This window comes from Sphaerisporangium viridialbum, from assembly GCF_049674955.1.
In the GTDB taxonomy this organism is placed as follows: Bacteria; Actinomycetota; Actinomycetes; order Streptosporangiales; family Streptosporangiaceae; genus Sphaerisporangium; species Sphaerisporangium viridialbum.
Window position 1 is genome coordinate 6641475 of the sequence record NZ_CP187232.1, and the last position, 24719, is coordinate 6666193.

Here is a 24719-nt window from a genome sequence, read left to right on the forward strand (position 1 = left end):
CCGGTTCAATACGGGAAAGCGGTTACGGCTCTACGCACTGCATGAACAATGGAGGTCATGAAGAATATCGCCGCTGTCCTTGTTTCGCTCGCGGTGCATGCGCTCACTGTCATGTTCATCGTGCTGGGCGTTTCTATCGTCTACAGAAGTCCGGGGTTCCTGCTCGCCTGGTTGGTCGGCGGCCTGCTCGTCGCGATCGGCGCGCTGCTGTTTCCCCGGCCACACCGGCTGCCCGCCGATGCCGAGGTGCTGGCACGCTCTTCAGCCCCGGAGATGTACGGTGCCGCGCGGCGCGTGGCCGAGGCCGTCGGCGCGCGGCCACCGGCGGCAGTGGCGGTCAGGGACCTCGAGGTGGCCAGCGAATACGTCGAAGTGGGCTGGCGGCGCAGGCCCGTCCTCGTCGTCGGACTGCCCCTCTGGCTGGTGCTGTCGGCGAGGCAGCGGGTGGTGCTGCTGGCCCGCACCTATACCAGCAAGAAGGATCACGGCCTCCTGGTGAGTGGAGCGCTGTGGACTCTGGCGCAGTGGCGTGAGTCGTTGGCGAGCGGTGGGGCGTTGGAGCAGCGGGAGGAGGCGCACAATCGCATCGTGATGTCCCTGGGCGCGGAAGCGCCGTCTGGGACCTACCAGGCCGCCGGCACCCTCGGCCAGGTGGTCGGCTATGTGCTGGGCTGGCCGGCGCTGCTGCTGGAACGGGCGCTGCTCTGGCTCACCCGTTCGCATGACGGCCAGGCGCTCCGGCCAAGGCCGGCGCCGATCGACGGTGTCGCCACGGAGGCGGAGGTGACCCGGTTGACCGAACTGATCGAAGGGCGGCGTTTCCTGGCACCCGTGCAGGCGGCGGCACTGCGGGGGGCGACCATATCCGAGATCCAATCGACGCTGGCCGGTTCGGATCACCTGGACGAGAGCGCCGCCACCACCCCTCGCGGTGAGCGTCTGCTGGACCTCTCGTCATCAGCGGCCGTCGACGAGGAACTGTCCCCTCACTTCTCCCGGGCGATACGCGGCTTCGGCCTGATCTCCTGATACCGCTGCCGCCTCCCTTTCGCCGTCGCGGCGCCGGACACACGGGCACCGCATCGGACGGAGAGGGGAGGCGACCTCGCGAAGGTACGTGTCAGGGAGCGCCGCCAGGGCACCTCACCGACCCCTCCAGGACGGAACGACTACTGGCCTGTTCTCTGGGTGGTGATTCCCGCCATTTAGGCAGCACCCTGCTCGGGTGGGAAGCCCCGGTACCCCCCCAAATGGGTGCCGGGTGGGCTATCTACAGAACACCCAATCGCGCACAGAAGTCTTGTCTCCAATGAGGCGCGGGCATGATGATGCCGCCGTTTGAGGCTGTGGTCATGGGTGGAGGTCAGCTTTCAGCGCGGGTGGCGCGTCGCCAGGCGGCGTTGCGCAGCAGGCGCAGGCCGTTGAGTCCGACGATGACGGTGGAGCCCTCGTGCCCGGCGACACCGAGGGGCAGTGGCAGGTCGCCGACCAGGTCCCAGATGACCAGGCTGGTGATGAACACCGCGGCGATGATGAGGTTCTGCACGACCAGGCGCTTGGCGCGGCGGGACAGGGCTACGGCGGTGGGGATGGCGGCGAGTTCGTCGCGCACCACTACGGCGTCGGCGGTTTCCAGGGCGAGGTCGGAGCCGGCGTGGCCCATGGCGATGCCGCTGTGTGCGGCGGCCAGCGCGGGAGCGTCGTTGACGCCGTCGCCGACGACCAGCACCTTGCGCCCGGCGTTCTCCATCTGCTGCACGGCGGCAACCTTGTCGGCCGGCAGTAGTCCGGCGCGCACGTCGGTGATGCCGACCTCGCCGGCCAAGCGGGCGGCGGCGCGGGGGTTGTCGCCGGTGAGCAGCACCGGCGCGGCACCGGTGAGGGCGGTGAGGGAGGCGACGGTGGCGGCGGCGTCGGGCCGCAGGCGGTCGGCGATGCCGAGTACTCCGGCCGGGGCGCCGTCGAGGGTGATCAGGACGGCGGTGCGGCCCTGGCTTTCCAGGCCGGCAGTCGCGTCGGCGGCGTCGGCGGCGCGTTGCCCGCTCAGGCCGGGCAGCAGGCGCTCGGGACTGCCGACGGCGACCTTGACCCCGCCAACGGTGGCGGCGACGCCGAGGCCCGGGGTGGAGGTGAAGTCCTCCACCCCCGGCAGCTCCAGGCCGCGCTCGCGGGCCGCGGCGACGACGGCGCGCCCGAGCGGGTGCTCGCTGGGATGCTCGGCCGCCGCGGCCAGGGCCAGCAGACCGTCCTCGTCCAGGCCGGCCCCGGGCAGGGGGCGGATGTCGGTGATGCGCGGAGCGCCTTCGGTCAGGGTGCCGGTCTTGTCCAGCGCGATCGCGTCGATCTGGCCCAGGCGTTCCATGACCACGGCGGACTTGATCAGCACGCCGTGCCGTCCGGCGTTGGCGATCGCCGACAGCAGCGGCGGCATGGTGGCCAGTACCACCGCGCATGGCGACGCGACGATCATGAAGGTCATCGCGCGCAGTAGCGTCGACTGCAGATCGGCGCCGAAGATCAGCGGCAGGGTGAACAAGGCCAGGGTGGCGGCCACCATACCGATCGAGTAGCGCTGCTCGACCTTCTCGATGAACAGCTGGGTCGGCGCCTTGGTCTTGGACGCCTCCTCGACCATGGCCACGATCCGGGCGATCACCGAATCCGAGGGGTTGCGCTCGACCCGTACCCGCAGCGCGCCGCTGCCGTTCAGGGTGCCGGCGAACACCTCGTCCCCTACCTGTTTGGTCACCGGCAGCGGCTCGCCGGTGATGGTGGCCTGGTCGATCTCGCTGGCCCCGTCCAGCACCCGCCCGTCGGCGCCGACTCGCTCGCCGGGCCGGATGAGGATCACCTCGCCGACGGCGAGTTGCTCGGTGGGCACCGTCTGTTCACTGCCGCCGTCGGTGAGGCGGGTGGCCGTGGCCGGGGCAAGGTCGAGCAGGCCGCGCACCGAGTCCTCGGTGCGTTTGGTGGCCACGGCCTCCAGCGCACCGGAGGTGGCGAAGATGACGACCAGCAGCGCGCCGTCGAAGACCTGCCCGATCGCGGCGGCGCCGATCGCCGCGGCGACCATCAGCAGGTCCACATCCAGCGTCCGCTCACGCAACGCCCGCAGACCGGCCAGCCCGGGCTCCCACCCGCCGGCCGCATAACAGGCCAGATACAGGCCCCACCACGACCAGGACGGCGCCCCGGCCAGATGGCAGATGCCGCCGACGGCGAACAACGCGGTCGCGGCAACCGCCCAGCGCACCTCCGGCAACGACCACATCCCGGACCACCGCGACGAGACGGCCCGGGCAGGCGCCGCAGCGACGGCCTGGCCGGCGGCTGGGGTTCTCAGTTCTGCTGTCACCACATCATCGTATATGCGCACTCACGCAGATACGCAAGCAGATAATTCGCGGGGTTATGCTGAAGGCATGCACACGTCGCTGCCGGACTTCGACATGCCGAACGAGGAACAGGTGCACCTGGCCGCCGAGTCGTTCCGGCTGCTGTCCGATCCCACTCGCATCAAGATCCTGTGGGCGTTGCTGCAGGGCGAGTCCAACGTCGCCTGCCTGGCCGAGCTCGCCGACGCCGCGCCCACCGCCGTCAGCCAGCACCTGGCCAAACTCCGCCTGGCCGGACTGGTCAAGGGCCGCCGCGAGGGCACCTTCGTCTACTACAGTGCGGCCGACGAACACGTGCGCCGCCTGCTCACCCAGGGCTTGTACCACGCCGACCACATCGATAGCGACATCGAGCGCGATGACCTGGACCACGCACCCAGCCTCGCCACCGCCACGGGGCCGAGCAGTGCCGCACCGGCCGGCGTGTAACCGCTGACACGCCCAGAACTTCTCTGTCAGCCGCGCGGGGTGGCGGCACACAGCGCAGCGAAGTCGGCAGGGTTCAGCTCTTGCTCAGTGACCTAAGCGATCAAGCGGTGAGGGCATATCCGTCCTGGTAGCGGGCCTGAATCATCGAGGGGGGGCGTCGAACTCCGGACTGTTCCGCGAGCACTACGGGTTCTCTGAACCTCAAGATCACTGAGAATCAGGTTTCTGCCAACGACAACGCGCCGATGTCACGGTAGGTCGGCGAAGAAACGTGCGACGTCGTAGTTGGCGATCAATCGGGCGAGGCCGAGCGGGGTCTGACCGCTATTGCTCGCCTTGAGCGGGTCGGCTCCCCACCGGCGCAGCAATTCGATCATCCGGCCATCTCCGCGTGAGTTGAACACGGCGGTATTCAGCGGCGTATTGCCGTAGTGATCAGCCTGGTCAACCGACGCGTGCCGCTGCAGGAGCAATTGGGCGACCGCGACCGAGCCTTCCTGGGCTGCGAAGTGCAATGGCGTCAGTCCTTTTTGATCTGACGCGCTCGGATCTGCTCCGGCGTCCAAGAGCGCCTCGGCTGCACTTGACGTGAGCAATGCTCAGAACCTGTGGATCGGCTCGGGGGCGTACCCTCCCGAGTGATCGATTCGAAGGTCACTGAGTAGGCCAACGTTGGCGCGTTGGCTGGGAGGGCACGCCCATGCTTACCGTAGTCAATGCCGTCGGCACGACGTCGAACGGATCTCTGATTGATGAGATCGTCCGGGAGGGGGCGCGGCGGATGTTGGCCGAGGCGTTTCGGGCCGAGGTCGATGCCTACATCGCCCAGTTCGCCGACCAGCGTGACGAGCGCGGTCGTCGTCTGGTGGTGCGTAACGGCTCGCACCAGCCTCGCGAGGTGCTGACCTCGGCGGGTGCTATCGAGCTGAAGGCGCCACGGGTCAACGACCGGCGCACCGACCCGGAGACGGGCGAGCGCCGCCGGTTTTCCTCGGCGATCCTGCCGCCGTGGGCGCGTAAGACCCCCAAGGTGACCGAGGTGCTGCCGCTGCTGTACCTGCACGGCCTGTCGTCCGGCGACTTCGTGCCTGCTCTCGGCCAGTTCCTCGGCAGCTCGGCCGGGCTGTCGAGCTCGGTCATCACCAAGCTGACCGAGCAATCGGCACACCCCGCGGCCAAGAAGCACCTGGCCGAGATCTGGAACGCCGAGGACGAGACCCACGCCCTGGCCGCGGTGAAGGCGTTCGAGGCCGCCTACGGCGCCAAGTACCCCAAGGCCGTCGCCAAGGTGACCAATGAGCTGCCCACGCTGATCGAGTTCTACGCCTACCCCGCCGAGCACTGGCAGCATCTGCGCACCACCAACCCGATCGAGTCCACCTTCGCCACGGTCCGGCACCGCACCAAGGTCACCAAAGGGCCCGGGTCCCGAGCCGCCGGCCTGGCCATGGCCTTCAAACTCATCGAGTCCGCCCAGGCCCGCTGGCGCGCGATCAACGCACCCCACCTCGTCGCCCTCGTCCGCGCCGGAGCCCGCTTCGAACGAGGCGTCCTCGTCGAACGCGAGCCGGCGACCGCAGCCTGACGTGCGGTGCTAAACAGAGACACCGTGAGAGAGGCAGCAATGGACCAAGGCACCCGCGGCGAGCTCATCAGTCGGCTGGCCGAGGCGATCAGGTCCGTCACGACCGCGCACCCGCTGCGGGTCGCCATCGACGGGCCGCCCGCCGCCGGCAAGACCACGCTGGCCGACGAGCTCGCCGTCGTCCTGCGCGCGCAGGACCGCGACGTCATCCGCGCGACCATCGACGACTTCCTCTTCCCCCGTGCACAGCGCTACCGACGCGGCCAGTACTCGGCCGAAGGCTGCTACTTCGACGCCCACGACCACGCCGCACTGTGCCGGGTCCTGCTCGATCCGCTGGGCCCAGGCGGAGACCGAAGGTTCCAACACACGGTCTACGACAGAGACACCGACACCCCATCGTCCCCGCCGGCCACGACCGCCCCCGCAGACGCCGTACTGCTCTTCGACGGCGTCTTCCTCCTGCGCCCAGAACTCATCGACCGGTGGGACCTGCGCATCTTCGTGTCCGTCCCATTCGAGCAGACGGTAGATCGCGCCCGGGACCGAGGCACAGCGCTGGCCGGATCCACCGCCGACACCGCCGAAATCGAACGGTCCTGGCGCAACCGCTATATCCCCTCCCAACACCTCTACTTCGCCACAGCCCGCCCAACCGACCACGCCGACATCATCGTGTACAACGATCAGCTCCAACGGCCGACCTGGGAAGTCCGACCACACTCATCGATACACAGGATTTGACAATTGCTCACTGACGTCGTTGGACGCCGCTGCGTAGTGCAACGGCGACCTGCCAGCGCGATCAAGACTCATGGCACTCTTCCCTTTGTGGAGGGTGTCAACGTGGAGCTGTGACCGGTGTAGCCGCGCAGTTCACAACGCGCCCTCACCCTTAGCGGAGCCTGCTGCGGCGACTTTACCGACCCCGGGAAGGCCAAGATCGACGGTAGTCGCGTGGGAGCGTCGATCAACTTGGGCAAGCTTGTCTTCGGCACCAACGAGGCTGACGTGGAGTCCTTCGACCTCGCCGAGCCACCCTTCCCGTTCAGCTTCGGCGATCCGCGCGAGGAGGTTGTCGCGGATCTCGGCCAAGCGGTCGCGTTGTGCGGGATCGGGCCAGAGCATCGGGCAGCGGATGCAGGCTTCTCTGAACCAGACCACCGCTCTGGCTTGCAGGAGTCGCCTCGGACAGCTGCCTCGCGTTCGGCTCTTGCTGCCGTGAGCGAGGCTCTTTGACCCTCACGTGGCGTCAGGCTGCATAGTCGGTGCCGTGGAGGATCACTGGACCGTAGGACGCGTGGCCGAGCTGGCTGGCGTTAGCGTCCGCACGCTGCATCACTATGACGAGATCAGGCTCGTTCGGCCGTCGACGCGGACCGTGGCCGGGTACCGGGCCTATTCGGCGGGCGACGTGGAGCGGCTGCGGGAGGTGCTGGCCTACCGGCGGTTGGGCTTCGGGCTGCGGGAGGTTGCGGAACTGGTCGGCGACCCGTCCACCGACGCGGTTGCGCACCTGCGCCGACTGCGCGGCCTGCTGCTGGAGCGTCGTGATCGCGCTGACGCCATGGTGGCGGCCATCGACAGGGAACTTGAGGCACGGGCGAAGGGACTGAAGGTGACACCGGAGGAGCAACTGGAGATGCTCGGTGCACGACTGTACGACGCGATCGGCGGCGCCTACACCGCGACGCGGCGTACCGAGCCGCGGATCGCCGCGCAGATCTGGGACGCGCTCGGGGAAGCGCAGACGGTGCTGAACGTCGGGGCCGGCACCGGCTCCTACGAGCCTGCTGATCGCGACGTGACCGCGGTGGAGCCATCGGCGGTCATGCGAGGGCAGCGGCCTGCCGGCTCGGCGCCGTGCGTGGCCGCCGCCGCGGAGAGCCTGCCGTTCGAGGAGCAGTCCTTCGACGTCGCGATGGCCGTTTCCACCGTTCATCACTGGGGGGACCCGATAGCGGGGCTGCGCGAGATGCGGCGTGTGGCCCGCCGCGTGGTGGTGCTCACGTTCGACACCGACGAGCCCGGATGGCAGGACCGGTTCTGGCTTACCCGCGACTACCTGCCCGAGTTCGCCACCGTCCTCGCGGAATTTCCCTCGCTTGCCGGGATGGTCGACGCGATCGGCGCCCGCGCTGAGCCGGTGCCCATTCCGTGGGACTGCGCTGATGGCCTGTTCGAGGCGTACTGGCGCCGACCGGGGGCGTATCTGGAGGATCACGTGCGCCGTGCGATGTCGGTGTGGACGAGGGTCGGGCCGGAGGCCGAGCAGCGGGCGGTGCGAAGCCTCAGCTACGACCTCGACTCCGGCCGGTGGGCCGAGCGCAACAGCGACCTCGCCGACCTCGACGCGGCAGATCTCGGCCTCCGCCTGCTCATAGCTTGAACCGCGTCGCAGCGTCAGCGTCATGGAACTTGCACCCACCCGCCGCTCCGGCCGCCGAAGACTGGGTCGCCACCCACGCCCTGGCACTGCTGGCCGGGCACACCGACCAGGTCCTCACCGCGCTGGCCGCCCAGGCTACCGCGTTACCCGCCCGGCGCCGCAACAGCGTCGACGCCTGCATCCGCTACCTGACCAACAACGCCGAACACCTGCGCTACGACCAGGCACTCCAAGCAGGATGGCCGATCGCGACCGGTGTGTTCGAAGGCGCCTGCCGCCACCTGATCGCCGACAGATTCGACCTCGCCGGAGCACGCTGGGGCCTGGCCGGAGTCGAAGCGGTGTTGAAACTCCGCGCGCTGACCGCCAATGGTCATCTCGACGCCTACTGGCGTTACCACCTCGCCCAGCAGCACGACCGTGTCCACCAGGCCCGGTACCAGGACGGATATGCCCGCACCGCTTGATCGCTTAGGTCACTGAGCAAGAGCTACACCCAAGTCGGCATGGCCTTGGCGAGCAGACGCTAGCGTATCGCCGGGGGCAGGTCGCGCAGCGCGGCGGCGAGTTGGTCGAGGTGGTCAGCCGTGGTGAACAGGGCGGGGGTCACGCGCACGCAGGCGCCGGCCGTCACTCCGCTGCGCTGCACGGTGAAGATCCGGTACGTGTCCATCAGGTGGTCGGTGATGGCGATGTTGTCAGCCGTGCGGGTCCGCCCGGCGAGGCGGAAAGCCGTGATCGCGCCGTACATCCCCGGCTCGTCGGGGGTGAGGATCTGCATGCCTTTGATGTCGCGTACCTGGTGGACCCAGCGATCGCGCAGGAATCTCAGGCGGGCCTGTTTGCCGGCCGCACCCAGCGCGGTGTGGAAGTCCAGGGCGGTGCCGACGGTGAGGATCGGTGCCACGTCCATGGTGCCCGAATGCACTCGACAGCGGATGTCGCCGGCGGGGTAGGTCTCATCGGCGAAGGCCGCGTCGATGTCGGCCAAGCGGTGTTCGCGGATGTACACAAAGCCCGATCCCAGGGGCGCTCCCATCCATTTGTGCAGGGAGAACACCGCGAAGTCGGCGTCGAGGTCGTCGATGGTGAAGTCGAGTTGGCCCCAGGAGTGGGCGGCGTCGACGATCACGTCGACACCCCGGTGGCGCGCCATGGCCAGGATGTCCCGCACCGGCACCACCAGGCCGGTGCGGTTGTTGATGTGGCTGAGCAGCAGCAGTCTCACCTTGGGGTGCTCGCCCAGCGCCCGCTCGTAGGTGTCCAGCACCGCTTGGCGGGTCGCCGGTTCGGGGATGATGATCCGCTCGACATGCACGCCGCGCCGATCGCTCAGCCAGTTCATGGCGTACTGGGCACTGTGGTAGTCCAGGTCGGCGTACATGACGGCGTCCCCCGGACGCAGGCGGTTGTAGCCGGCGATCAGGCTCTGCAGGGCCTCGGTGCCGCCGCGGGTCAGGGCGATCTCCTCGGCGGAGGCGCCCACCACCTCGGCGATGCGCCGCCGGATCTGGTCGGCCTGAGCCTTGTAGGCGGTGCGCAGCAGGCGGGAGTTGTGCTCGTTGAGCAGGTCGACGTTGCGGTGGTAAGCCTGCCGCACCGGCTCGGGCATGATCCCGTAGTAGCCGTTCTCCAGATTGACGTACTCGGCGCTCACCCGGAACTGGGCGGCGACCCCCGCCCAGAACCGCTCGTCTTCGGCGAGTCGCGCGGGTGCCACGCCGGCGGGAACGACCGGCGGTCCGGCGATGACGGGGCGCGCAGGCGGCCGGGTCGCCCGTGCGGGGTGGGTCATCGGCCTTGCCGGCGCGCCGGCGGCCAGCGCACCCAGTCCTGCCACCATTTCTCGTCGGGACAAGACCATCACGTATTCTCCACGCGCATCAGCAGCCCTCCGGCAGATCTCGCCCGCCAGCTGCGGATCTGTTTCCAGTCTGGGGGAAATCGCCTGATGGGAGCCGCATTTGGAACAGTATCGGCGTGGCGTAGGGTTACCTGGCTGATGCGTTGTGCTCTGTGTCGCCCGCTTGCACAGACCCCGCGCTTGGGGACCTGCTAAGAGTTGGGCGTTGTGCTGTCTGCGGCGTGAGCTCGGCCAGCTGTTCGCGGCGGTTCAGCCGTTCTACGGCGAGCGCGCATGCCAGCCCCAGTGCCGACAGCACCAGCCATGTCAATGCGCGAGGTGTGGTGTCGAGCAGGGCGCCGGTGAGCAGGTTGCCCAGGGTGATTCCGACTCCGGCGACGGTGTTGTAGAGGCCGTAGTGGGTGGCGACCAGCCGGCCGCCCGACAGTGCGACCACGGTGTCCATCTCGAAGGGGTAGGTCAGCGTGGTGGCCACGGTGAGCATCACGGTGCAGGCGAGTACGGCGCCGAGCCTGAGCGTGGCCGAGTGAGGCCATGCCGCGGCATGCAGTGCCATCGGAAGGAAGGCAGCTGCCATGAGCGTCAGGCCGCGGGTGATCGCCTGCGGGGCGGTCCACCGCCGGCGGGCCCAGTCGGTGATGCGCATCTGCCCGGCGATGGCGACCACCGCCGAAACGACGAACAGCAGGCTGACCGCGCCGGAGCTTCCCAGGGCCAGCGGCAGGGCCAGGTACATCTGGAACGACAGGACGTAGGACCCGGCCATGGCGAGTGAGAACAGCATGAACAGCCGGTTGGCGACGACGGAACGCCAGTCGCGGAGCACGCCGCCCGTAGGCGGGGAGCCGGTCTGGCACCCTGGCAGGGCGAACAGCTGGAGCACGGTCAGCAGGGCGAAGACGGTCGCGGCGACCAGGCACACCAGCCGGAAGTCCACGCTGACCAGTGCCAGCCCGATGAGCGGCCCGGCGAGGATGCCTGCCTGGTAGAAGACGTTGAACAGGGCGAACGCCTCCAGACGGCGTTCACCGGCGCCGTGGGCGAGGTAGGCGCGGACCGCCGGGTTGAACAGCGCTCCGGCGAACCCGGTCATCGCCGAGGCCGCCAGCAAGGCGGGCAGGGTGTCGACGAAGGCGAGCAGGGCGAATCCGGCTGTTCGCAGCAGGCAGCCGACGATGATGACGGGTTTGTAGCCGAGCCGGTCGGCCAGGGTGCCTCCGAGCAGGAATAGGCCTTGCTGGGAGAGGTTGCGCACTCCCAGTACGAGCCCGACGGTCCAGGCCGCCATGCCCAGGCCGGTGGACAGGTGCCCGGCCAGGTAGGGCATCAGCATGTAGAAGCCGACGTTGATGGTGAGCTGGTTCAGCATGAGCAGCTGGACGCTGCGGTCGAAGGAGCGCAGGCGCCGCCACATCAGGCACTCACCCTCAGGGAGCATCGAGTCCAGCGGGTGACCTCGGCCTCGCCGGGATACTTGATCTCATCAGGCTCATCGGCGGGTGGACGGCCGAGAAGATCGTGCCGGGCGCAGTAGGCGTCGTCGTAAATGGTGGTGTAGTAGCGGGCCGGTCCGTCGGGGAACACCGCGACGATCCGGGCACCGGGCGGCAGGGTACGGGCGAACCAGGAGGCCACCACGGTGACGGCACCGACGCTCCAGCCGCCAGCGGTGTAGTGAGTGGCGGCCAGGGTACGGCAGGCCCACACCGCCTCATGCGGCGCGACCCAGTGCACCTCGTCGAACGCCTCGTGGGCCACGTTCGCCGGATGGATGCTGCTGCCCAGACCCCGCATCAGCCGGGGCCGCGCGGGCTGCCCGAAGATGGTGGAGCCGACCGAGTCGACGCCGACCAGCCGCATGTCGGGGTAGAGACGGCGCAGCACCCGTGTGATGCCCGCCGAGTGTCCTCCCGTGCCGACGCTGCACACCAGCACGTCGATGCGGCCGATCTGGTTGATCAGCTCACCGGCCAGCGCGGCGTAGGCGTCGACGTTGTCGGGGTTGTCGTACTGGCCGGGACAGTAGGACCCAGGGTAGGCGGCGAGCAGCCGCTCCACCCGCTCCAGCCGGGCGCGCTGCCACCCGCCGGCCGGATGCGGGCTGGTGACGGTCTCCACGCGGACACCGTAGGCGGCCAGCAGGCGATGCACGATCGCCTCCATGCCGGGGTCGGAGACCACGGTGAGCGGATGGCCGTGGGCGATGGCCGCGAGCGCGAGCCCCAGCCCGAACGTTCCGGAGGTGGATTCGACGACCATCGCTCCGGGGGCCAGCTCACCGCGCATCCGAGCTCGTTCGATGATGTGCAGGGCGGCACGGTCCTTGAGGCCGCCGGGGTTGGCGCCCTCCAGCTTGGCCCAGAACCCCCGCTCCCCGGCGGCGAACGGTTCAGAGATCCGGCAGACCGGGGTGTTGCCTATCAGATGGGACAGGCTGGGTGTCGAGATGACCGATGACAAGATCGACATGATTGGTGCACGCTCTCTCCGGCACGGCGTTGTGCCGGCGTCGCTGATGGATTGGCACGGCGAACGAGCCCGATGTCGTTGCAGACAGCGGCTCGCCGACCATCAGCGGCGGCAGATCTCGAGCGTGTGGGTCGACACGGCCCGCCCGCGGTGGTCACGGGGCGGGGCACGGCTGGAGGTTCCCGGCAGGGTGACGCAGCCCGGTTCCGCGGCCATGCCGGAAACGACCAGCGCGATCGGCGCCTGGGCGGTGACTCCGCAATCCCACCCGGGCAGCATGAACGCCTCCGGATGGGCCGACCGGTCATTGTGGTCGTGCGCCGGGTGATCGGTGCAGGAGTCCACCACCAGCGCGCCCAGCGGGACGGGACGGTGGTGAGGTGCAGTGGCGTGCGTCCACAGGTGGGCCAGGGTGACAGCGGCGACCAGCACGGCAAGCCACGCCGCCCAGCGTGGCTTGACTGCGCACCGGCCCCCGACATCCATGACTAGTCACTAGAAGTAGCAGAATGATTGCATAGCGCTAGCGATGGGAGTGTCATCCACGCCTATGAAGATCCAGGACCGGTACTGCCAGGGCTTGAGCGCGTCCTGGCGGAGCCGGCGGCGCACCGTGGACGCGGAAATGGTGCTGCGGCCGCGTGGATCGTGGCGCGCTGCCGGGCGTGGCCGTAGGCCATCTTCTTCAGCCGGTGGCGCTCAGCGGCGGTCACCGTCACGGGCACGGCGAGGCATACGGGCATCGAGGGCGGGGAGTCGATCCTTACGAGTCAGGCATGGGTGGCGAGGCCACGTGCCTATGCCGCGACGGGTCGAGGGGCCTGGCTTGTCCTCGCGAGTGCGGGTGCTCCAACGCGTCGGCCGGCCCCGTCATCTGTCGGTGATGCGTTCGGCAAGGATGCGCTCGACGGCATCCGGGTCGTCTGGAGTGATCGTAGGGCGTACATGGTGTCCGATGTCGATCACGAGCGCCATGTTCTTCTTGGGCCGCTGCGAATCGAGGTTCCACCAGTGGAGGAAGTCACCCGAGCCCCAGATTCTCCACCTCCGCACCCTGTTCACTCCGGTCAGGGGAAGTCTCATGACGCCTCTGATCGAGGTGTAGGAGATCTGCTTTGTCCCCCATGGGTAGTAGCGGTGGATGGTAAGGCCCTGATCGTCGCAGCGGATCCCGCCGTCGTCATAAGGGGTCGTGCTCTCGTGGCTCATCTGCATCTCCTGGTCTTCACAGCGGGCCGATCGCCCGTTTCTGTGTGCGCGTCAGCGGACCCGCGTCCTGACGCCGCCCGAACAGCCAGTAGGCGGCCGAGCCGAGTGCCCACCTCTCCGGCTTGTCTCCTGCGATCACGGCTCCTCCGCTCGACCGTCTCGGCCGCTCCATCTCGGGGATGGATGTGGATCGACGCCTCACGGGGTCTCGGGCGTAAGGATGACGATTCCGGCGACCTTCTCGTCGGCGTCGAACGCGACCCGGGCCTTCATGTCGCCGGCCTCGTAGCGCAGCGGGATGTCGACGACCGTGTGGTCCCCGATGCGCCGGACCAGCGGCTCGCCCTCACCGAAGCCCTCGAACGTGCCGACGAGGCCGGCGACCGTGGCTAGGCCGCTGCCCCGGACCTCGTCAGTGAATGCCGCCAGGACCTGGGCGTTGAATGATCGCCTGGCTTCGTCCATGCGTCCTTCAAGGACGGCCGTGGCGATCTTGATGGCGCGTTCTGCGGCGTCGGCCATGTGCACTGTCTTGTCCATGGGCTCTCCCGTGCGGGGGTCGATGGGCTTGCCGAACCGCTGGAAGGCGGCCTGGCGGGTGACTCCGAGCAGGTCCCCGAGCTCCTGCCAGGTGTGGCCGGCGTCCCGGCTCTGCTGCACGCACAGCTTGAGCACCTGTTCCGCCTGGCCGACGATGTCCCGGGAGCGCCGGACCAGGTCGAGGTACCCCGGTGGGGTCAATGGGCTGCCCGTCGACGCGGCCATGACCGAGGCCTGCTCGGCGAGTAGGGCACATAACGCCTCGAGGGACGGTGGGGAATCGGTCATATGTAAAGGATGCCTTTACATATCCATCGATGTCAAGGATCTCTTTACACTCTCGGCTTCTTCACCCAGGCAGCCCGCCGAGCCGCGACCGGCGCAGCTGCCCGCCCCGTCCCCGGGGACTGGCCAGGACGGCGGAATCGCGGTCCAGCGCGCCGGTTGCCGTTCGCACCTCGGGTACCTCCGGTCCCTCATCGCCATCAGGGCCGGAGGGGCTTCGCGAAGCAGCGGCTGCGGAGCTCGAAGCGGTAGTGGCCGAACTTGGCGCAGGGTTCGTAGCCGTCGGAGGTGTACAGCGCGATCGCCTCGGGCTGTTCGGTGCCGGTCTCCAGAACCATCCGCGTACGCCCCGCCGCACGGGCGTCGTCCTCAAGAGCGGTCAGGATGCGGCGTGCGAGGCCTTGGCGACGAGCCTCCTCGACCACGAACATCCGCTTGAGCTCGGCGTCGCCGTCCGAATAGCCCATCTCATCGGCCTCCTGGGCGCGCCAGCCACCGGTGGCCAGCGGGGTGCCGTTCTCGTCGTACGCGATGAGGTACAGGCCGTGGGGCGGCTCGAACATGGCCGGTTCCAGCGGCGTCACGTCGCCTTCGCTGTCATACCGCCCGGCGTACTCACGCTGTACCAGGTCGTTGAGCTTGACCGCGTCCGGATGACCGAACGAGACACGGCGAAGTTCCATGTGAGTACGTCCTTCTCTGCGACAGTGCCCTTCGGTGACGACGGCGTCCCGCGCTCACGGCGCCCAAGTCCGCCCAGCGCGGCCTGGCGGCGGGCTGCCACGGTCCGTCGTCGGCAAGGGACTGTACCTCGACACGCCGCCTCGCCCGCGTGTGGGGCGCGGCCGGCCCCGTGGCCTATGTCGGCTCCGTCCGGGCGAACCGGTCGTGCCCGAGCACGCGCAGCAGCGCGAGGTGGTCGGCGCTGATCGTCAGCGCCTCGCCCTCGCATGACGCCTCGTCACCGGCCTGCCTGACACAATTCCCGACATGCAGACATCGGACCCGAAAGCGGACCTCCATCAATACCTCAAGACCGTCCGCGCGTCCCTCCTGTGGAAGCTCGACGACCTCTCCGAGTACGACGTCCGCCGCCCCCTGACCCCGACCGGCACCAACCTCCTCGGCCTGGTCAAACATCTGGCCAGCGTCGAGCTCGGCTATTTCGGCGACACCTTCGGCCGCCCGTCCGGTGAGCCGCTGCCTTGGTTCGAGGAGGGCGCCGAGACGAACGCGGACATGTGGGCGACGCCCGAGGAGTCCCGCGAGCAGATCATCGCCCTTTACCGCCGCGCCTGGGCCTACACGGACGCCACAATCGAGGAGCTGCCCCTGGACGCGACCGGTCAGGTCGCCTGGTGGCCGGCCGACCGCAACCCCGTCTCCCTGCACCGCGTCCTCATCCACGTGATCGCCGAGACCAACCGCCACGCCGGCCACGCCGACATCGTCCGCGAGCTGATCGACGGCGCCGTCGGCCGCCAGGACAACGACATCCTGCCGGGCGGCGACGAGACTTGGTGGACGGACTACCGCGAACGCCTCGAACAGGCCGCCCAGCGGGCCGCCGAGAAGCAGCCGCAAGGAGGGTGACCACGTCGGTCCGGCGGATCGGCGTTGACACCCCCTTCTCGGCGACAGCCGGGAACTCCGCTTACGGCCCGGCGATGAAGTGCAGGATCACGTTGTGGACGTGCTGGCTCTTCTGCTCGCCTCGGAACTCGACCTCGTAGACGTGAGTGCCCACGTTGACCGCGATCGAGCCCGAAGAGAAGAAGGACCCCGCCAGCGACTTGTTGCTCACCACGCTGACGCTGGTGATCTTCGAGTAGGGGATGCTCGTGATCGCGATCTTCTTGCCGATGAAGGACTTGTCCTGGATGATCACCCGGCGGTCGGTGAGGCCCAGGAAGCCGGTTCCCGCGCCGATCGCGTCATAGACGGCGATGATCTGCTCGCCTTGCATGAGGCCGCTCTGGATCTGCTGGAGCTGTTCCGGCCTGTCGTACGGGACAGTCTGGCTCACGTACGCTCCTCGTTTCGCGCTCGGTCCGGCACTGGTCAGGGTCGATTCTCATCGACGGAGCTCACGAACCGATCTCGGAGCGCGAACGGCCCAGGGACGTGCGCCGCATAGCCGCATCGTCGACCCGATCGCGCCAAGGTCCCGTCTTGAAACCCTTGCCGATCTCATCTAGGTTAATTTCAACATCCGGTGAATTACCTGTGTTCTGGAAGTCCGAGGTGCCTGTGGAGCCTGCGATCGAGGTTCGAGATCTCATCGTCGAGCGTGGCAAGCGCCGCGTTCTGCACGGTCTGAGCTGCTCCATTCCGCGCGGTAGCGTCACCGGCCTGCTCGGCCCGAGCGGCAGCGGAAAGACCACCCTCATGCGCGCCATCGTCGGCGTCCAGGTGGTGAAGGCCGGCACGGTGACCGTGCTCGGCGTCCCGGCCGGATCCGCCCTGCTGCGTACCAAGATCGGCTATGTCACCCAGGCACCGAGCGTCTATGCCGACCTGACGGTGAGAGAGAATGCCCGGTACTTCGCGTCGCTCTACAAGGGCGTCACAGCGGCCGACGCGGACGCCGCCGTCACCGACGTCGGGCTCGGGGACACGGCGGGCCAACTCGTCGGCGATCTGTCCGGCGGGCAGCGCGCCCGGGCGTCACTGGCCTGTGCCCTGGTCGGCCGGCCCGAGGTCCTGGTCCTTGATGAGCCGACGGTCGGGCAGGATCCGGTCCTGCGTGACGACCTGTGGCGGCGGTTCCGGGCGATGGCCGCGGCGGGCACCACCGTCCTCGTGTCGAGCCACGTGATGGACGAGGCCGGCCGTTGCGACCGGCTGCTTCTCATCCGTGATGGAGAGCTCATCGCGGACGACACGCCGGAAGCGGTACGGGCCGGGACAGGGACTCCGGACCTTGAGGCGGCATTCCTCCACCTGATCCGCGCCAAGCAGGGGATTTCATGAACCTTCGCATCCTGACCGGTACGGCCGGACGGATCCTCCGCCAGTTACGCCACGACAAGCGCACCGTGGCGCTCCTCGTCATGGCGCCCATCCTGCTGCTGACGCTGATCTACTACATGTTCGACGACGTGCCCGGCGTCTTCGATCACATCGGCTTGATAATGCTCGGCGTCTTCCCCTTCACGATCATGTTCCTCATCACCAGCATCGCGATGCTGCGCGAGCGCACGAGCGGAACGTTGGAGCGGCTGCTCACCACGCCGATGGGGAAACTGGATCTCCTGTTCGCGTACGGGCTCGCGTTCGGTGCCGCCGCCGCCGTCCAGGCCTCGGTGGCATCCGCGGTCGCCTACTGGCTGCTGGACCTCGACACCCCCGGCGGCGTGGGCCTGGTGATCCTCATCGCGATCGCCAACGCGGTGCTGGGCGTCGCGCTGGGCCTGCTGTGCAGCGCGTTCTCCCGCACCGAGTTCCAGGCCGTCCAGTTCATGCCGGTGGTGGTGATCCCACAGATCCTGCTCTGCGGCCTCTTCGTCTCCCGGGACCAGATGGCCGGCTGGTTGCGGGCGATCAGCGACGTGCTGCCGATGACGTACGCCGTGGAGGCCCTTCAGGAGGTCGGCGCGCACACCGAGGCCACCGGCACCCTGTGGCGCGATTTCGGCGTCATCGTGGGCTGCGTCATGGTGACCCTGACCCTCGCAGCGGCGACCCTGCGGCGGCGCACCACCTAGGACTGTGGGAGGGGCCGCTCCGGGCGGTCCTCGCGGACCGTCGTCACGCCGCTCAGAGAGGCCAGCGCCGTGCTCCCCGAGCGGGATTCGAGCACCACGACGACACGGTCGTGGGGCAGTTCCTGGACGAGCACCGCGCCGGGGATCTCGGCCAGCCGGGCGCGGAACTCCTTGACGGGCACCGAGATGCCCACGATGTACGAGGTCTTCACCCGCGTGGGGATCTCGGCGCCGGGCCGGCGGGCAGGGCGGGACCAGCCATGGGGGGCAGGCCGCGACCAGCGGGCAGACGGGTCATCTGTGCAGGTAGTCGACGAGGGCGGCCTTCTCGGTCTCCAGCTCCTCGATGGCGCTCTTGACCACGTCTCCGATGCTGACGATGCCCGCCAGCCGGCCTTCGCTCAGCACGGGGAGGTGCCGGATGCGATGGTCGGTCATGGTCTTGCGGAGGTCGTCGACGTCGGCGTCGAGCTCGCACGTCCGTACGGCGGTGGTCATGATCGAGGACACCGGCTCGTCGAGCACGCTCCTGCCCCGCAGGTGCAGCTGCCGCACCACGTCCCGCTCGGACGCGATGCCGACGATGGTCATGCCGTCCTCCGACACCACGACGGCGCCGATGTTGTGGTCGGACAGAGCTGCCAGCAGCTCGGTGACCGTGGCCTGCGGCGCCACGGTGGCGACCGTGGTCCCCTTGTCTCGCAGGATCGCGCTGATGAGCATCGACACCACCTCGTCAACCTCGGAGAGGCCCGGCTAGGGTACCTGTGGCTTCCCCACCTGACGTCATCGTTAATCGCGTGTGGCGGTAAAGGACCCGGGTGATCCAATGGGCTCCGGGTCCGGCATGGCGGGGCCAGTCAGTAGCATGTCACGCGCCACCTCTCTCCACGGGATCTCCGATGACCGATCAGCTGAACACCGGCAGCCACGACCTGCCCATCTCCGACGCCCTCGCGGAGTTCATGACGCGCGACTGGGAGGACACGAGCCGTCCCGGCCTCGCGCCCGTGCCGCTGGCCGCCTGCACCGCCAAGCGCCGCGCCGCGCTCGCGCAGCGGTTCCCCGGCGAGCGGCTGGTCATCCCCGCAGGGACGCTCAAGGCGCGCAGCAACGACGACGACTACCGCTTCCGCGCGCACAGCGCGTTCGCGTACCTCACCGGGGGCCAGGAGCCGGACGACGTGCTGGTCATCGCGCCCTCGGGCACGGCCACGCTGTTCACCCGCCCCCGCTCCCAAAGGTCCGCCGAGGGCACCGCGGGGCAGGAGTTCTACCGCGACCGCAGGTACGGCGAGTTCTGGGTCGGCGCGCGGCCCACCCTGGACGAGGCTGAGGCCCTCCTCCAGATCGAGTGCGCGCCCATCGACCGCCTCCCCGAGGCGCTCACCGGCCCGGCGCGCGTGCTGCGCGGCGTGGACGCCTCGGTGGACGCGCGGGTGGCGCCGCACGAGGGCGACGGCGAGCTCGCCTCTTTCCTGTCGGAGATGCGGCTGATCAAGGACGAGTGGGAGATCGCCGAGCTGCAGCACGCGGTGGACGCGACGGGGCGCGGCTTCGAGGACGTCGTACGCGCGCTGCCGCAGGCCCTCGCCCACTTCCGCGGTGAGCGGTACGTCGAGGGCGTCTTCGGGCTGAGGGCCCGGCTGGAGGGGAACGCGACCGGCTACGGCACGATCGCCGCGTCCGGCGCGCACGCCTGCGTGCTCCACTGGATCCGCAACGACGGCCGCCTCGACCGCGACGAGCTGCTGCTGCTCGACGCGGGCGTGGAGACCGACAACCTCTACACCGCCGACGTCACGCGCACCCTCCCGATGTCGGGCCGGTTCAGCCCGATCCAGCGGCAGGTCTACGAGCTGGTGTACGAGGCGCAGACGGCGGCCATGGCCGTCCTGCGGCCGGGTGCCAGGTTCCGCGACTTCCACCGGGCGGCGATGGGGGTCATCGCCGAGGGCCTTCGCGAGTGGGGTGTGCTGAAGTCCGTCGACGACGACCTCCACCGCAGGTACACCCTGTGCAGCAGCGGCCACATGCTGGGCCTCGACGTGCACGACTGCGCCAGGGCCCGCGCGTCGGTCTACCTGGACGGCGTGCTCGCGGCCGGCCAGGTGCTGACCGTCGAGCCCGGCCTGTACCTCCAGCCGGACGACCTGACCCTTCCGCCGGAGTTCCGCGGCATCGGGGTGCGCATCGAGGACGACCTGGTGATCACCGAGGACGGCGCCCGGCTCATGTCCTCCGGCCTGCCCCGCCACCCCGACGAGATCGAGACCTGGATGGGCACGCTCCTGAGCTGACGCCCGGGCGCGCCCGCGTACGGAGTGGCCCTGCAGCGCGTCACGTCCGGCCCTGTCCACGTCAGGCCCCGGAGCTCTCCGGTTCCGGGTGGCCGCCGGAAGAGGCGTCGCCCGGACGCGCCCGCCGGGCCGCGTGGCCGGGAGTGGGGTCCAGGAACACGTGGGTGATCTCCGGGAAGCGCTCGGTGAGCCGGTGCTCGATCTGGTCCGCCGCCTCCTCCAGCCGGTCCCCCGTGCACTCGTCCACGAAGTCGATCTTCGCGGCCACCAGCACCTCGTTGGGCCCGAGCATCATGGTCAGCAGCTCCACGACGTCGCTGACCTCCTCCTGCGATTTCAGCTCCTTGAGGATCTCGCGCTGCAGCGACGGCGGGGCCGCCTGGCCGATCAGCAGGGAGGCGTTCGCCCTGATCAGGTGCAGTGCCACGCCGAGGAGCAGCAGGCCGATCACCACGGAGGCCACGCCGTCCCACACGGGCGAGCCGGTGAGCTGGAAGCCGAGCAGGCCGAGCGCCGCGACCACGATGCCCACCAGGGCCGCGGAGTCCTCGAAGACCACCGCCTTGACCGCGGTGTCGGAGGTGTGCGCGACGTACCGCTGGGGGCTGACGCTCCAGCGCCTGGCCGCGCCGCGTACCTGGTGGACGGCCCTCAAGAACGAGACGCCCTCCAGCACGAAGGACACCACGAGGACGACGTAGGAGACGAGGAGGTCTCCCAGCTCCTCCCCGTGCCAGATCGTCTGCACCCCGTGGGTGATCGAGAACCCGGCCCCGATCACCAGCGTCGCGCCCGCCGCCATGAGCGCCCAGAAGAACCCTGCCTTGCCGTAGCCGAAGGGGTGCAGGCGGTCGGCGGGATGCTCGCCCCGCCGTACGGCGATCAGCAAGAGGACCTCGGTCACCGTGTCGGCGGCGGAGTGCGCCGCCTCGGAGAGCATCGCCGAGGAACCGCTGAGGAGCCCGGCCACCAGCTTGGCCACCGCGATCACGAGGTTGACCCCGGCCGCCACCAGTACGGTGAGGAAGCTCTCGCCGCCTTCGCCCGACTCCGCCTTGTCGCTCATCTCGCCCGTCCTTCCCCGGTCCGCCGCTTACTATCGGTTGTGGCCGGGAAAGTTTGATCCTTGGACAGATCACAGCAATAACCGCATTCGGCCAGGCTCGTGCGCCTGGTTCGCGGCTGAGAGAGATAGATTCACCACCATGAGCACGGCGGAATCCGAAGACCTCGACCCCAACTGGCTGAGCGGCGGCGAGCAACGAGCCTGGCGTGCCCATCTGTCCGCGCACAAGCTCCTCGAACACCGGCTCGACCGCGAGCTCCAGGAGTTCGGGCTGTCGGTGAACGACTACGAGATCCTCGTGAACCTCTCCGAGAACCCCGGTCACCGCATGCGCATGAGCGACCTGGCCGAGGCGACGATCCAGTCCAGGAGCCGCCTGTCCCACCAGATCGCCCGCATGGAGGCCGCTTCCCTGGTCCGCCGCGAGAGCTGCCCGGACGATCGGCGGGGCACGTTCGCGGTGCTGACCGAGCACGGCTGGGACACCATCCAGCGGGTCGCGCCCATGCACGTCGCCAACGTCCGCTACCACTTCATCGACCGCCTGGCCCCTGAGCTGATCGAGGCCCTGGAAGCCGCCTACGCCCCCGTCGTGTCGCACCTGCTGCGGCTGCGGGCCGAGGAGCGCGCCTAGCGTCCGTCCCCGCCGGTGGCTCCGGCGGGGACGGACGGCCGTGCTCACACCACGGCGCCCGATCCTTCACGGCGCTGGGGCGCGCGCCGCTCGGCGGGCCGGGGAGGCGGTCGGTCGCTGAACCTCTCCAGCTCGATCGCGGCCGGCCCCGCCACGAACGCGGAGGACAGCGTGCCGGTAACGATGCCGATGAGCAGCGCGATCGCGAAGTCCCTCAGCGAGTCCCCGCCGAACACCGCCAGCGCCATGAGGATGAACAGCGCCCCGATGCCGGTGTTCACCGTGCGCGGCACGGTCTGCAGGATCGCGTCGTTCATCACGCCGGCGAACCGCGCCGCGCGCCGCCCCGCCCACAGTTCGCGTACCCGGTCGAAGACGACGACCTTGTCGTTCACCGAGTAGCCGATGATGGTGAGCATCGCGGCCAGGAAGACGCCGTCGACCGGCTTGCCCAGCCAGGCGAACACGCCGAGGACGACGGCCCCGTCCACGACGAGCGCCAGCACGGCCGCCGCCCCGAACGTCCACCTGAACCGCACCGCCAGGTACAGCAACTGGGCCACCAGCGCCACGCCGAGGGCGATGAGCGCGTTTCGCCGCAGCTCCTCGCCGAGGCTCGGGCCGATCAGCTCGTCACGCCGCTTGGTCACCTCTCCGGCCTTCGCCTCGATCGCGCTCTCGATGCGGGCCACGTCCTCGGTGCCGATCTGCCCGGTGCGTACGGAGATCGCGTCGCCGGACGTCTGCACGACCGCCGACGGGAACCCCGCGTCCCGCACCGCCTGCCTGGCGACGTCCGGGCTGACCTGCCCGGTCGTGGCGTACTCCACGATCCGCCCGCCGGTGAACTCGACGCCGAAGTTCAGCCCCCGGGCCACCAGCCCGGCGGACGCCGCCACGAGCACCACGCCCGCCACGGCCAGCGAGAGCCGCCCGCCCGCCATCAGATCCGGCTTCCGCCTGGCCAGCCAGGGCCTGAGCCGCCCCGTCGAGCCGAGGCCGGAGAGGCGGGGGCCGATCCTGCCGATGACCATCTGGGTGAGGGCCCGTGTGATGAGCATCGCCGAGATCAGCGAGGCGAGCACGCCGATGGCCAGCGTCACGCCGAAGCCCTTGACCGGTCCCGAGGCCAGCCAGATCAGCAGGCCGGCGGCCAGCAGGGTGGTGATGTTGGAGTCGGCGATCGCGCTCCAGGCGTTCTTGAAACCGCGGTCGAGGGCGTACCTCAGGCCCCGCCCCGGCGCCTGGGCGTACTCCTCCCTGGCCCGCTCGAACACCAGCACGTTGGCGTCCACGGCCATGCCGATGGCGAGGACGAACCCCGCCAGGCCGGGCAGCGTCAGGGTGGCACCGAGCGCCACCAGCGCGGCGTACGAGATGAGGCCGTACGCGCCCAGGGCGATCGCGGCGAGCAGGCCCACCAGCCGGTAGACCACCACGATGAACAGGGCGGTGAGTGCCACGCCGACGATCCCGGCCTTGGCGCTGGCCTCGATCGCCTCGGCGCCGAGCGTCGGGCCGACCGTGCGCTGCTCGACGAGTTCCAGCGGTACGGGCAGCGCGCCGCCCTTGATGAGCACGGCCAGATCCCGTGCCTCCTCGTGCGTGAAGGAGCCGGTGATCTGGGTGGAACCGCCTGGGATGCCCGTTCGGCAGGGTACGGACGGGTCCACCTGGGGCGAGGAAATGATCTTGTCGTCCAGCACGATCGCGACCCGGCGCCTGGGGTCGCCGACCGGCTCGCAGGCCGCCGCCCCCGTCAGCCGCTGCCAGGAACCGGCGTCACGGAACTCGACGGTGACGAACCAGCCCAGCCCCTGCTGCGGGTCGCTACGCGCGGCCGCGTCCTGCACGCCATCGCCGCTGACGGCGGGCGGACCGAGCCTGAGCCGCTGCCCGGCCTCATCCGCCTTGACAACGGAATCCCCCGCCTCGGCACCGTCTGGCTCGGCGGTGGGATCGCCGGCCTCGGCCACGCCGAGCACCGGGTGGAACATGAGCTGCGCGGTCTTGCCGATCACCTCGGCGGCCTGGCGGGGGTCGAGCACGCCGGGCAGCTCGGCGATGATCCTCTTCTCTCCGGACCGCACCAGGGTGGGGTCGACGACGCCGAGCGCGTCCGCCCGGCGCCGGAGCACATCGACGGCACGGTCCGCGGCGGCGGCGTCCGCCTTGACCGTCGGGGAGTCCTTCGTCTCGAAGACGAGCTGGGTACCGCCGCGCAGGTCCAGACCGAGGCGCGGGGCCATGGTCAGGAGCGGCAGCAGCGATATCGCGATGACGGCGAGCGCCATCACCGCACGCCACTTGGGCGCACGTGACATGGGAAGCCTCCACAGGCTTGTCGAAATGGGGGATGTGTCAGAGCGCTGTGGAGGGTGGCGCCCGGGCCGGGCACACCGTGAGGCTCGGCTGCGCGGGCGCTTCAAGGCGAGCCACCGCGGCCGTCGCCGCGTGAGGTCGCCCGTGGTACGGCGAGGCGGCGGGGACCGCGGCCAGACCCCCGTGCGGGGCCTGGCCACCGGCTCCCAGCCGGAACCCGGGCCCGGTGCCGACGGAAAGGACCCGCTCGTCCTCAGGGACCTGACGAATCTTCGAGATCGCCGGCCGCGTCGCGCCCCCGGAAACCACGCCCGAGGAACGCGCGGGAACGGTGAGGTGTGCGGGGACGCCGGCCTGGGGGTTCGCGGAAGCGGCGACAGGGTGATGCGCGGGAGCCGCGAGGGTGGCCGCCGGGGTCCCGCCGACGACCAGGAAGATCGAGAACAGCAGGAGGAGCAACGCGGCAGGCGATCTGGTTCGCACGACCCCTCCTCTCCCGGGTTGGGCTTCACCGTACCCGGTACG

At 69.4% G+C, this 24719-nt stretch carries 28 protein-coding genes; 11 read left to right on the forward strand and 17 right to left on the reverse strand.

Features of this window, described 5'->3' with window-relative positions; translation table 11 throughout:
• The first annotated feature begins 57 nt into the window (after positions 1-57).
• Positions 58-1029: a M48 family metallopeptidase gene (locus ACOZ38_RS30100; RefSeq protein ID WP_424534514.1), complete on the forward strand. Its 972-nt coding sequence runs from the start codon at positions 58-60 to the stop codon at positions 1027-1029.
• 334 nt (positions 1030-1363) lie between these two features.
• Here the strand turns inward: ACOZ38_RS30100 and ACOZ38_RS30105 are convergent, their stop codons facing one another.
• Positions 1364-3355 carry a heavy metal translocating P-type ATPase gene (locus ACOZ38_RS30105; protein ID WP_424534515.1) on the reverse strand — a complete coding sequence of 664 codons (1992 nt, stop codon included), beginning with the start codon at positions 3353-3355 and terminating at the stop codon, positions 1364-1366.
• Positions 3356-3422: 67 nt separating this feature from the next.
• Between ACOZ38_RS30105 and ACOZ38_RS30110 the strand changes: the two genes are divergently transcribed.
• Entirely contained in the window at positions 3423-3824 is a 402-nt protein-coding gene (locus ACOZ38_RS30110; RefSeq protein ID WP_424534516.1) for an ArsR/SmtB family transcription factor, read from the forward strand.
• 248 nt (positions 3825-4072) lie between these two features.
• Here ACOZ38_RS30110 and ACOZ38_RS30115 read toward each other — a convergent pair whose 3' ends face one another.
• A complete protein-coding gene (locus tag ACOZ38_RS30115; protein WP_424534517.1) occupies positions 4073-4420 on the reverse strand; it encodes an ankyrin repeat domain-containing protein in 348 nt (115 codons plus the stop codon).
• Between the two features lie 104 nt (positions 4421-4524).
• Between ACOZ38_RS30115 and ACOZ38_RS30120 the strand changes: the two genes are divergently transcribed.
• Both ACOZ38_RS30120 and ACOZ38_RS30125 read left to right on the forward strand, forming a co-directional pair.
• The gene (locus ACOZ38_RS30120) at positions 4525-5409 is read left to right on the forward strand and encodes a transposase (protein WP_424534518.1); all 885 of its coding nucleotides are present in this window, start codon (positions 4525-4527) and stop codon (positions 5407-5409) included.
• 39 nt (positions 5410-5448) lie between these two features.
• Positions 5449-6153 carry a cytidylate kinase family protein gene (locus ACOZ38_RS30125; protein WP_424534519.1) on the forward strand — a complete coding sequence of 235 codons (705 nt, stop codon included), beginning with the start codon at positions 5449-5451 and terminating at the stop codon, positions 6151-6153.
• 132 nt (positions 6154-6285) lie between these two features.
• On the opposite strand, the gene ACOZ38_RS30130 is transcribed toward ACOZ38_RS30125, so the two are convergent.
• Entirely contained in the window at positions 6286-6537 is a 252-nt protein-coding gene (locus tag ACOZ38_RS30130) for a recombinase (RefSeq protein ID WP_424534520.1), read from the reverse strand.
• A 172-nt stretch (positions 6538-6709) separates the two neighbouring features.
• Between ACOZ38_RS30130 and ACOZ38_RS30135 the strand changes: the two genes are divergently transcribed.
• Both ACOZ38_RS30135 and ACOZ38_RS30140 read left to right on the forward strand, forming a co-directional pair.
• The gene (locus ACOZ38_RS30135; RefSeq protein ID WP_424534521.1) at positions 6710-7798 is read left to right on the forward strand and encodes a MerR family transcriptional regulator; all 1089 of its coding nucleotides are present in this window, start codon (positions 6710-6712) and stop codon (positions 7796-7798) included.
• 29 nt (positions 7799-7827) lie between these two features.
• The gene (locus tag ACOZ38_RS30140) at positions 7828-8265 is read left to right on the forward strand and encodes a hypothetical protein (RefSeq protein ID WP_424534522.1); all 438 of its coding nucleotides are present in this window, start codon (positions 7828-7830) and stop codon (positions 8263-8265) included.
• A 59-nt stretch (positions 8266-8324) separates the two neighbouring features.
• On the opposite strand, the gene ACOZ38_RS30145 is transcribed toward ACOZ38_RS30140, so the two are convergent.
• The 8 genes from ACOZ38_RS30145 to ACOZ38_RS30180 form a co-directional block, all read right to left on the reverse strand.
• Positions 8325-9641, reverse strand: coding sequence for an aminotransferase class V-fold PLP-dependent enzyme (locus tag ACOZ38_RS30145; RefSeq protein ID WP_424534523.1), 1317 nt, complete (start codon positions 9639-9641; stop codon positions 8325-8327).
• Positions 9642-9789: 148 nt separating this feature from the next.
• On the reverse strand, positions 9790-11100 hold the full coding sequence (locus tag ACOZ38_RS30150; protein ID WP_424534524.1) for an MDR family MFS transporter: 1311 nt from the start codon (positions 11098-11100) through the stop codon (positions 9790-9792).
• Positions 11076-12131 carry a PLP-dependent cysteine synthase family protein gene (locus ACOZ38_RS30155; protein WP_424534525.1) on the reverse strand — a complete coding sequence of 352 codons (1056 nt, stop codon included), beginning with the start codon at positions 12129-12131 and terminating at the stop codon, positions 11076-11078. Before ACOZ38_RS30155 ends, ACOZ38_RS30150 begins: the two co-directional genes overlap by 25 nt.
• 102 nt (positions 12132-12233) lie before the next feature.
• Positions 12234-12617 (reverse strand): hypothetical protein, encoded by a 384-nt coding sequence (locus ACOZ38_RS30160; RefSeq protein WP_424534526.1) that lies wholly within the window; start codon positions 12615-12617, stop codon positions 12234-12236.
• A gap of 384 nt (positions 12618-13001) precedes the next feature.
• On the reverse strand, positions 13002-13340 hold the full coding sequence (locus tag ACOZ38_RS30165; protein WP_424534527.1) for a hypothetical protein: 339 nt from the start codon (positions 13338-13340) through the stop codon (positions 13002-13004).
• 16 nt (positions 13341-13356) lie between these two features.
• Entirely contained in the window at positions 13357-13479 is a 123-nt protein-coding gene (locus ACOZ38_RS30170; protein WP_424534528.1) for a hypothetical protein, read from the reverse strand.
• 59 nt (positions 13480-13538) lie between these two features.
• On the reverse strand, positions 13539-14168 hold the full coding sequence (locus ACOZ38_RS30175) for a DUF3887 domain-containing protein (RefSeq protein ID WP_424534529.1): 630 nt from the start codon (positions 14166-14168) through the stop codon (positions 13539-13541).
• A 197-nt stretch (positions 14169-14365) separates the two neighbouring features.
• Positions 14366-14848, reverse strand: a complete 483-nt coding sequence (locus ACOZ38_RS30180; RefSeq protein ID WP_424534530.1) for a GNAT family N-acetyltransferase — start codon at positions 14846-14848, stop codon at positions 14366-14368.
• A 307-nt stretch (positions 14849-15155) separates the two neighbouring features.
• Here ACOZ38_RS30180 and ACOZ38_RS30185 point away from each other — a divergent pair, with 307 nt between their 5' ends.
• Complete coding sequence (locus tag ACOZ38_RS30185; protein WP_424534531.1) at positions 15156-15758, forward strand: DinB family protein; 603 nt, start codon at positions 15156-15158, stop codon at positions 15756-15758.
• 61 nt (positions 15759-15819) lie between these two features.
• On the opposite strand, the gene ACOZ38_RS30190 is transcribed toward ACOZ38_RS30185, so the two are convergent.
• A complete protein-coding gene (locus ACOZ38_RS30190; protein ID WP_424534532.1) occupies positions 15820-16191 on the reverse strand; it encodes a PH domain-containing protein in 372 nt (123 codons plus the stop codon).
• Positions 16192-16337: 146 nt separating this feature from the next.
• Between ACOZ38_RS30190 and ACOZ38_RS30195 the strand changes: the two genes are divergently transcribed.
• Together ACOZ38_RS30195 and ACOZ38_RS30200 are read left to right on the forward strand one after the other, a co-directional pair.
• Positions 16338-17138 (forward strand): ABC transporter ATP-binding protein, encoded by an 801-nt coding sequence (locus tag ACOZ38_RS30195; protein WP_424534533.1) that lies wholly within the window; start codon positions 16338-16340, stop codon positions 17136-17138.
• Positions 17135-17872: an ABC transporter permease gene (locus ACOZ38_RS30200; protein WP_424534534.1), complete on the forward strand. Its 738-nt coding sequence runs from the start codon at positions 17135-17137 to the stop codon at positions 17870-17872. Before ACOZ38_RS30195 ends, ACOZ38_RS30200 begins: the two co-directional genes overlap by 4 nt.
• Here the strand turns inward: ACOZ38_RS30200 and ACOZ38_RS30205 are convergent.
• Positions 17869-18084 carry a hypothetical protein gene (locus ACOZ38_RS30205; protein WP_424534535.1) on the reverse strand — a complete coding sequence of 72 codons (216 nt, stop codon included), beginning with the start codon at positions 18082-18084 and terminating at the stop codon, positions 17869-17871. The two genes, ACOZ38_RS30200 and ACOZ38_RS30205, sit on opposite strands and share 4 nt — an antisense overlap.
• 82 nt (positions 18085-18166) lie before the next feature.
• Positions 18167-18595: a CBS domain-containing protein gene (locus tag ACOZ38_RS30210; RefSeq protein WP_424534536.1), complete on the reverse strand. Its 429-nt coding sequence runs from the start codon at positions 18593-18595 to the stop codon at positions 18167-18169.
• Between the two features lie 179 nt (positions 18596-18774).
• Between ACOZ38_RS30210 and ACOZ38_RS30215 the strand changes: the two genes are divergently transcribed.
• Positions 18775-20172 carry an aminopeptidase P family protein gene (locus ACOZ38_RS30215; RefSeq protein WP_424534537.1) on the forward strand — a complete coding sequence of 466 codons (1398 nt, stop codon included), beginning with the start codon at positions 18775-18777 and terminating at the stop codon, positions 20170-20172.
• A gap of 61 nt (positions 20173-20233) precedes the next feature.
• Here ACOZ38_RS30215 and ACOZ38_RS30220 read toward each other — a convergent pair whose 3' ends face one another.
• Positions 20234-21238 carry a cation diffusion facilitator family transporter gene (locus ACOZ38_RS30220; RefSeq protein WP_424534538.1) on the reverse strand — a complete coding sequence of 335 codons (1005 nt, stop codon included), beginning with the start codon at positions 21236-21238 and terminating at the stop codon, positions 20234-20236.
• A 139-nt stretch (positions 21239-21377) separates the two neighbouring features.
• Here ACOZ38_RS30220 and ACOZ38_RS30225 point away from each other — a divergent pair, with 139 nt between their 5' ends.
• Complete coding sequence (locus tag ACOZ38_RS30225; RefSeq protein ID WP_424534539.1) at positions 21378-21872, forward strand: MarR family winged helix-turn-helix transcriptional regulator; 495 nt, start codon at positions 21378-21380, stop codon at positions 21870-21872.
• A 44-nt stretch (positions 21873-21916) separates the two neighbouring features.
• Here the strand turns inward: ACOZ38_RS30225 and secD are convergent, their stop codons facing one another.
• Entirely contained in the window at positions 21917-24196 is a 2280-nt protein-coding gene (secD, locus tag ACOZ38_RS30230) for a protein translocase subunit SecD (RefSeq protein WP_424534540.1), read from the reverse strand.
• A 37-nt stretch (positions 24197-24233) separates the two neighbouring features.
• A complete protein-coding gene (locus tag ACOZ38_RS30235; RefSeq protein WP_424534541.1) occupies positions 24234-24677 on the reverse strand; it encodes a hypothetical protein in 444 nt (147 codons plus the stop codon).
• Positions 24678-24719: the final 42 nt, after the last annotated feature.

Bases quoted from the DNA above. Each gene is read 5' to 3' on its own strand.
- ACOZ38_RS30100 (WP_424534514.1), top strand. From the start codon at position 58: ATGAAGAATATCGCCGCTGTCCTTGTTTCGCTCGCGGTGCATGCGCTC.
- ACOZ38_RS30110 (WP_424534516.1), top strand. From the start codon at position 3,423: ATGCACACGTCGCTGCCGGACTTCGACATGCCGAACGAGGAACAGGTG.
- ACOZ38_RS30120 (WP_424534518.1), top strand. From the start codon at position 4,525: ATGCTTACCGTAGTCAATGCCGTCGGCACGACGTCGAACGGATCTCTG.
- ACOZ38_RS30125 (WP_424534519.1), top strand. From the start codon at position 5,449: ATGGACCAAGGCACCCGCGGCGAGCTCATCAGTCGGCTGGCCGAGGCG.
- ACOZ38_RS30130 (WP_424534520.1), bottom strand. From the start codon at position 6,537: ATGCTCTGGCCCGATCCCGCACAACGCGACCGCTTGGCCGAGATCCGC.
- ACOZ38_RS30145 (WP_424534523.1), bottom strand. From the start codon at position 9,641: ATGGTGGCAGGACTGGGTGCGCTGGCCGCCGGCGCGCCGGCAAGGCCG.
- ACOZ38_RS30150 (WP_424534524.1), bottom strand. From the start codon at position 11,100: ATGCTCCCTGAGGGTGAGTGCCTGATGTGGCGGCGCCTGCGCTCCTTC.
- ACOZ38_RS30155 (WP_424534525.1), bottom strand. From the start codon at position 12,131: ATGTCGATCTTGTCATCGGTCATCTCGACACCCAGCCTGTCCCATCTG.
- ACOZ38_RS30160 (WP_424534526.1), bottom strand. From the start codon at position 12,617: ATGGATGTCGGGGGCCGGTGCGCAGTCAAGCCACGCTGGGCGGCGTGG.
- ACOZ38_RS30165 (WP_424534527.1), bottom strand. From the start codon at position 13,340: ATGAGCCACGAGAGCACGACCCCTTATGACGACGGCGGGATCCGCTGC.
- ACOZ38_RS30175 (WP_424534529.1), bottom strand. From the start codon at position 14,168: ATGACCGATTCCCCACCGTCCCTCGAGGCGTTATGTGCCCTACTCGCC.
- ACOZ38_RS30180 (WP_424534530.1), bottom strand. From the start codon at position 14,848: ATGGAACTTCGCCGTGTCTCGTTCGGTCATCCGGACGCGGTCAAGCTC.
- ACOZ38_RS30185 (WP_424534531.1), top strand. From the start codon at position 15,156: ATGCAGACATCGGACCCGAAAGCGGACCTCCATCAATACCTCAAGACC.
- ACOZ38_RS30200 (WP_424534534.1), top strand. From the start codon at position 17,135: ATGAACCTTCGCATCCTGACCGGTACGGCCGGACGGATCCTCCGCCAG.
- ACOZ38_RS30210 (WP_424534536.1), bottom strand. From the start codon at position 18,595: ATGCTCATCAGCGCGATCCTGCGAGACAAGGGGACCACGGTCGCCACC.
- ACOZ38_RS30215 (WP_424534537.1), top strand. From the start codon at position 18,775: ATGACCGATCAGCTGAACACCGGCAGCCACGACCTGCCCATCTCCGAC.
- ACOZ38_RS30220 (WP_424534538.1), bottom strand. From the start codon at position 21,238: ATGAGCGACAAGGCGGAGTCGGGCGAAGGCGGCGAGAGCTTCCTCACC.
- ACOZ38_RS30225 (WP_424534539.1), top strand. From the start codon at position 21,378: ATGAGCACGGCGGAATCCGAAGACCTCGACCCCAACTGGCTGAGCGGC.
- secD (WP_424534540.1), bottom strand. From the start codon at position 24,196: ATGTCACGTGCGCCCAAGTGGCGTGCGGTGATGGCGCTCGCCGTCATC.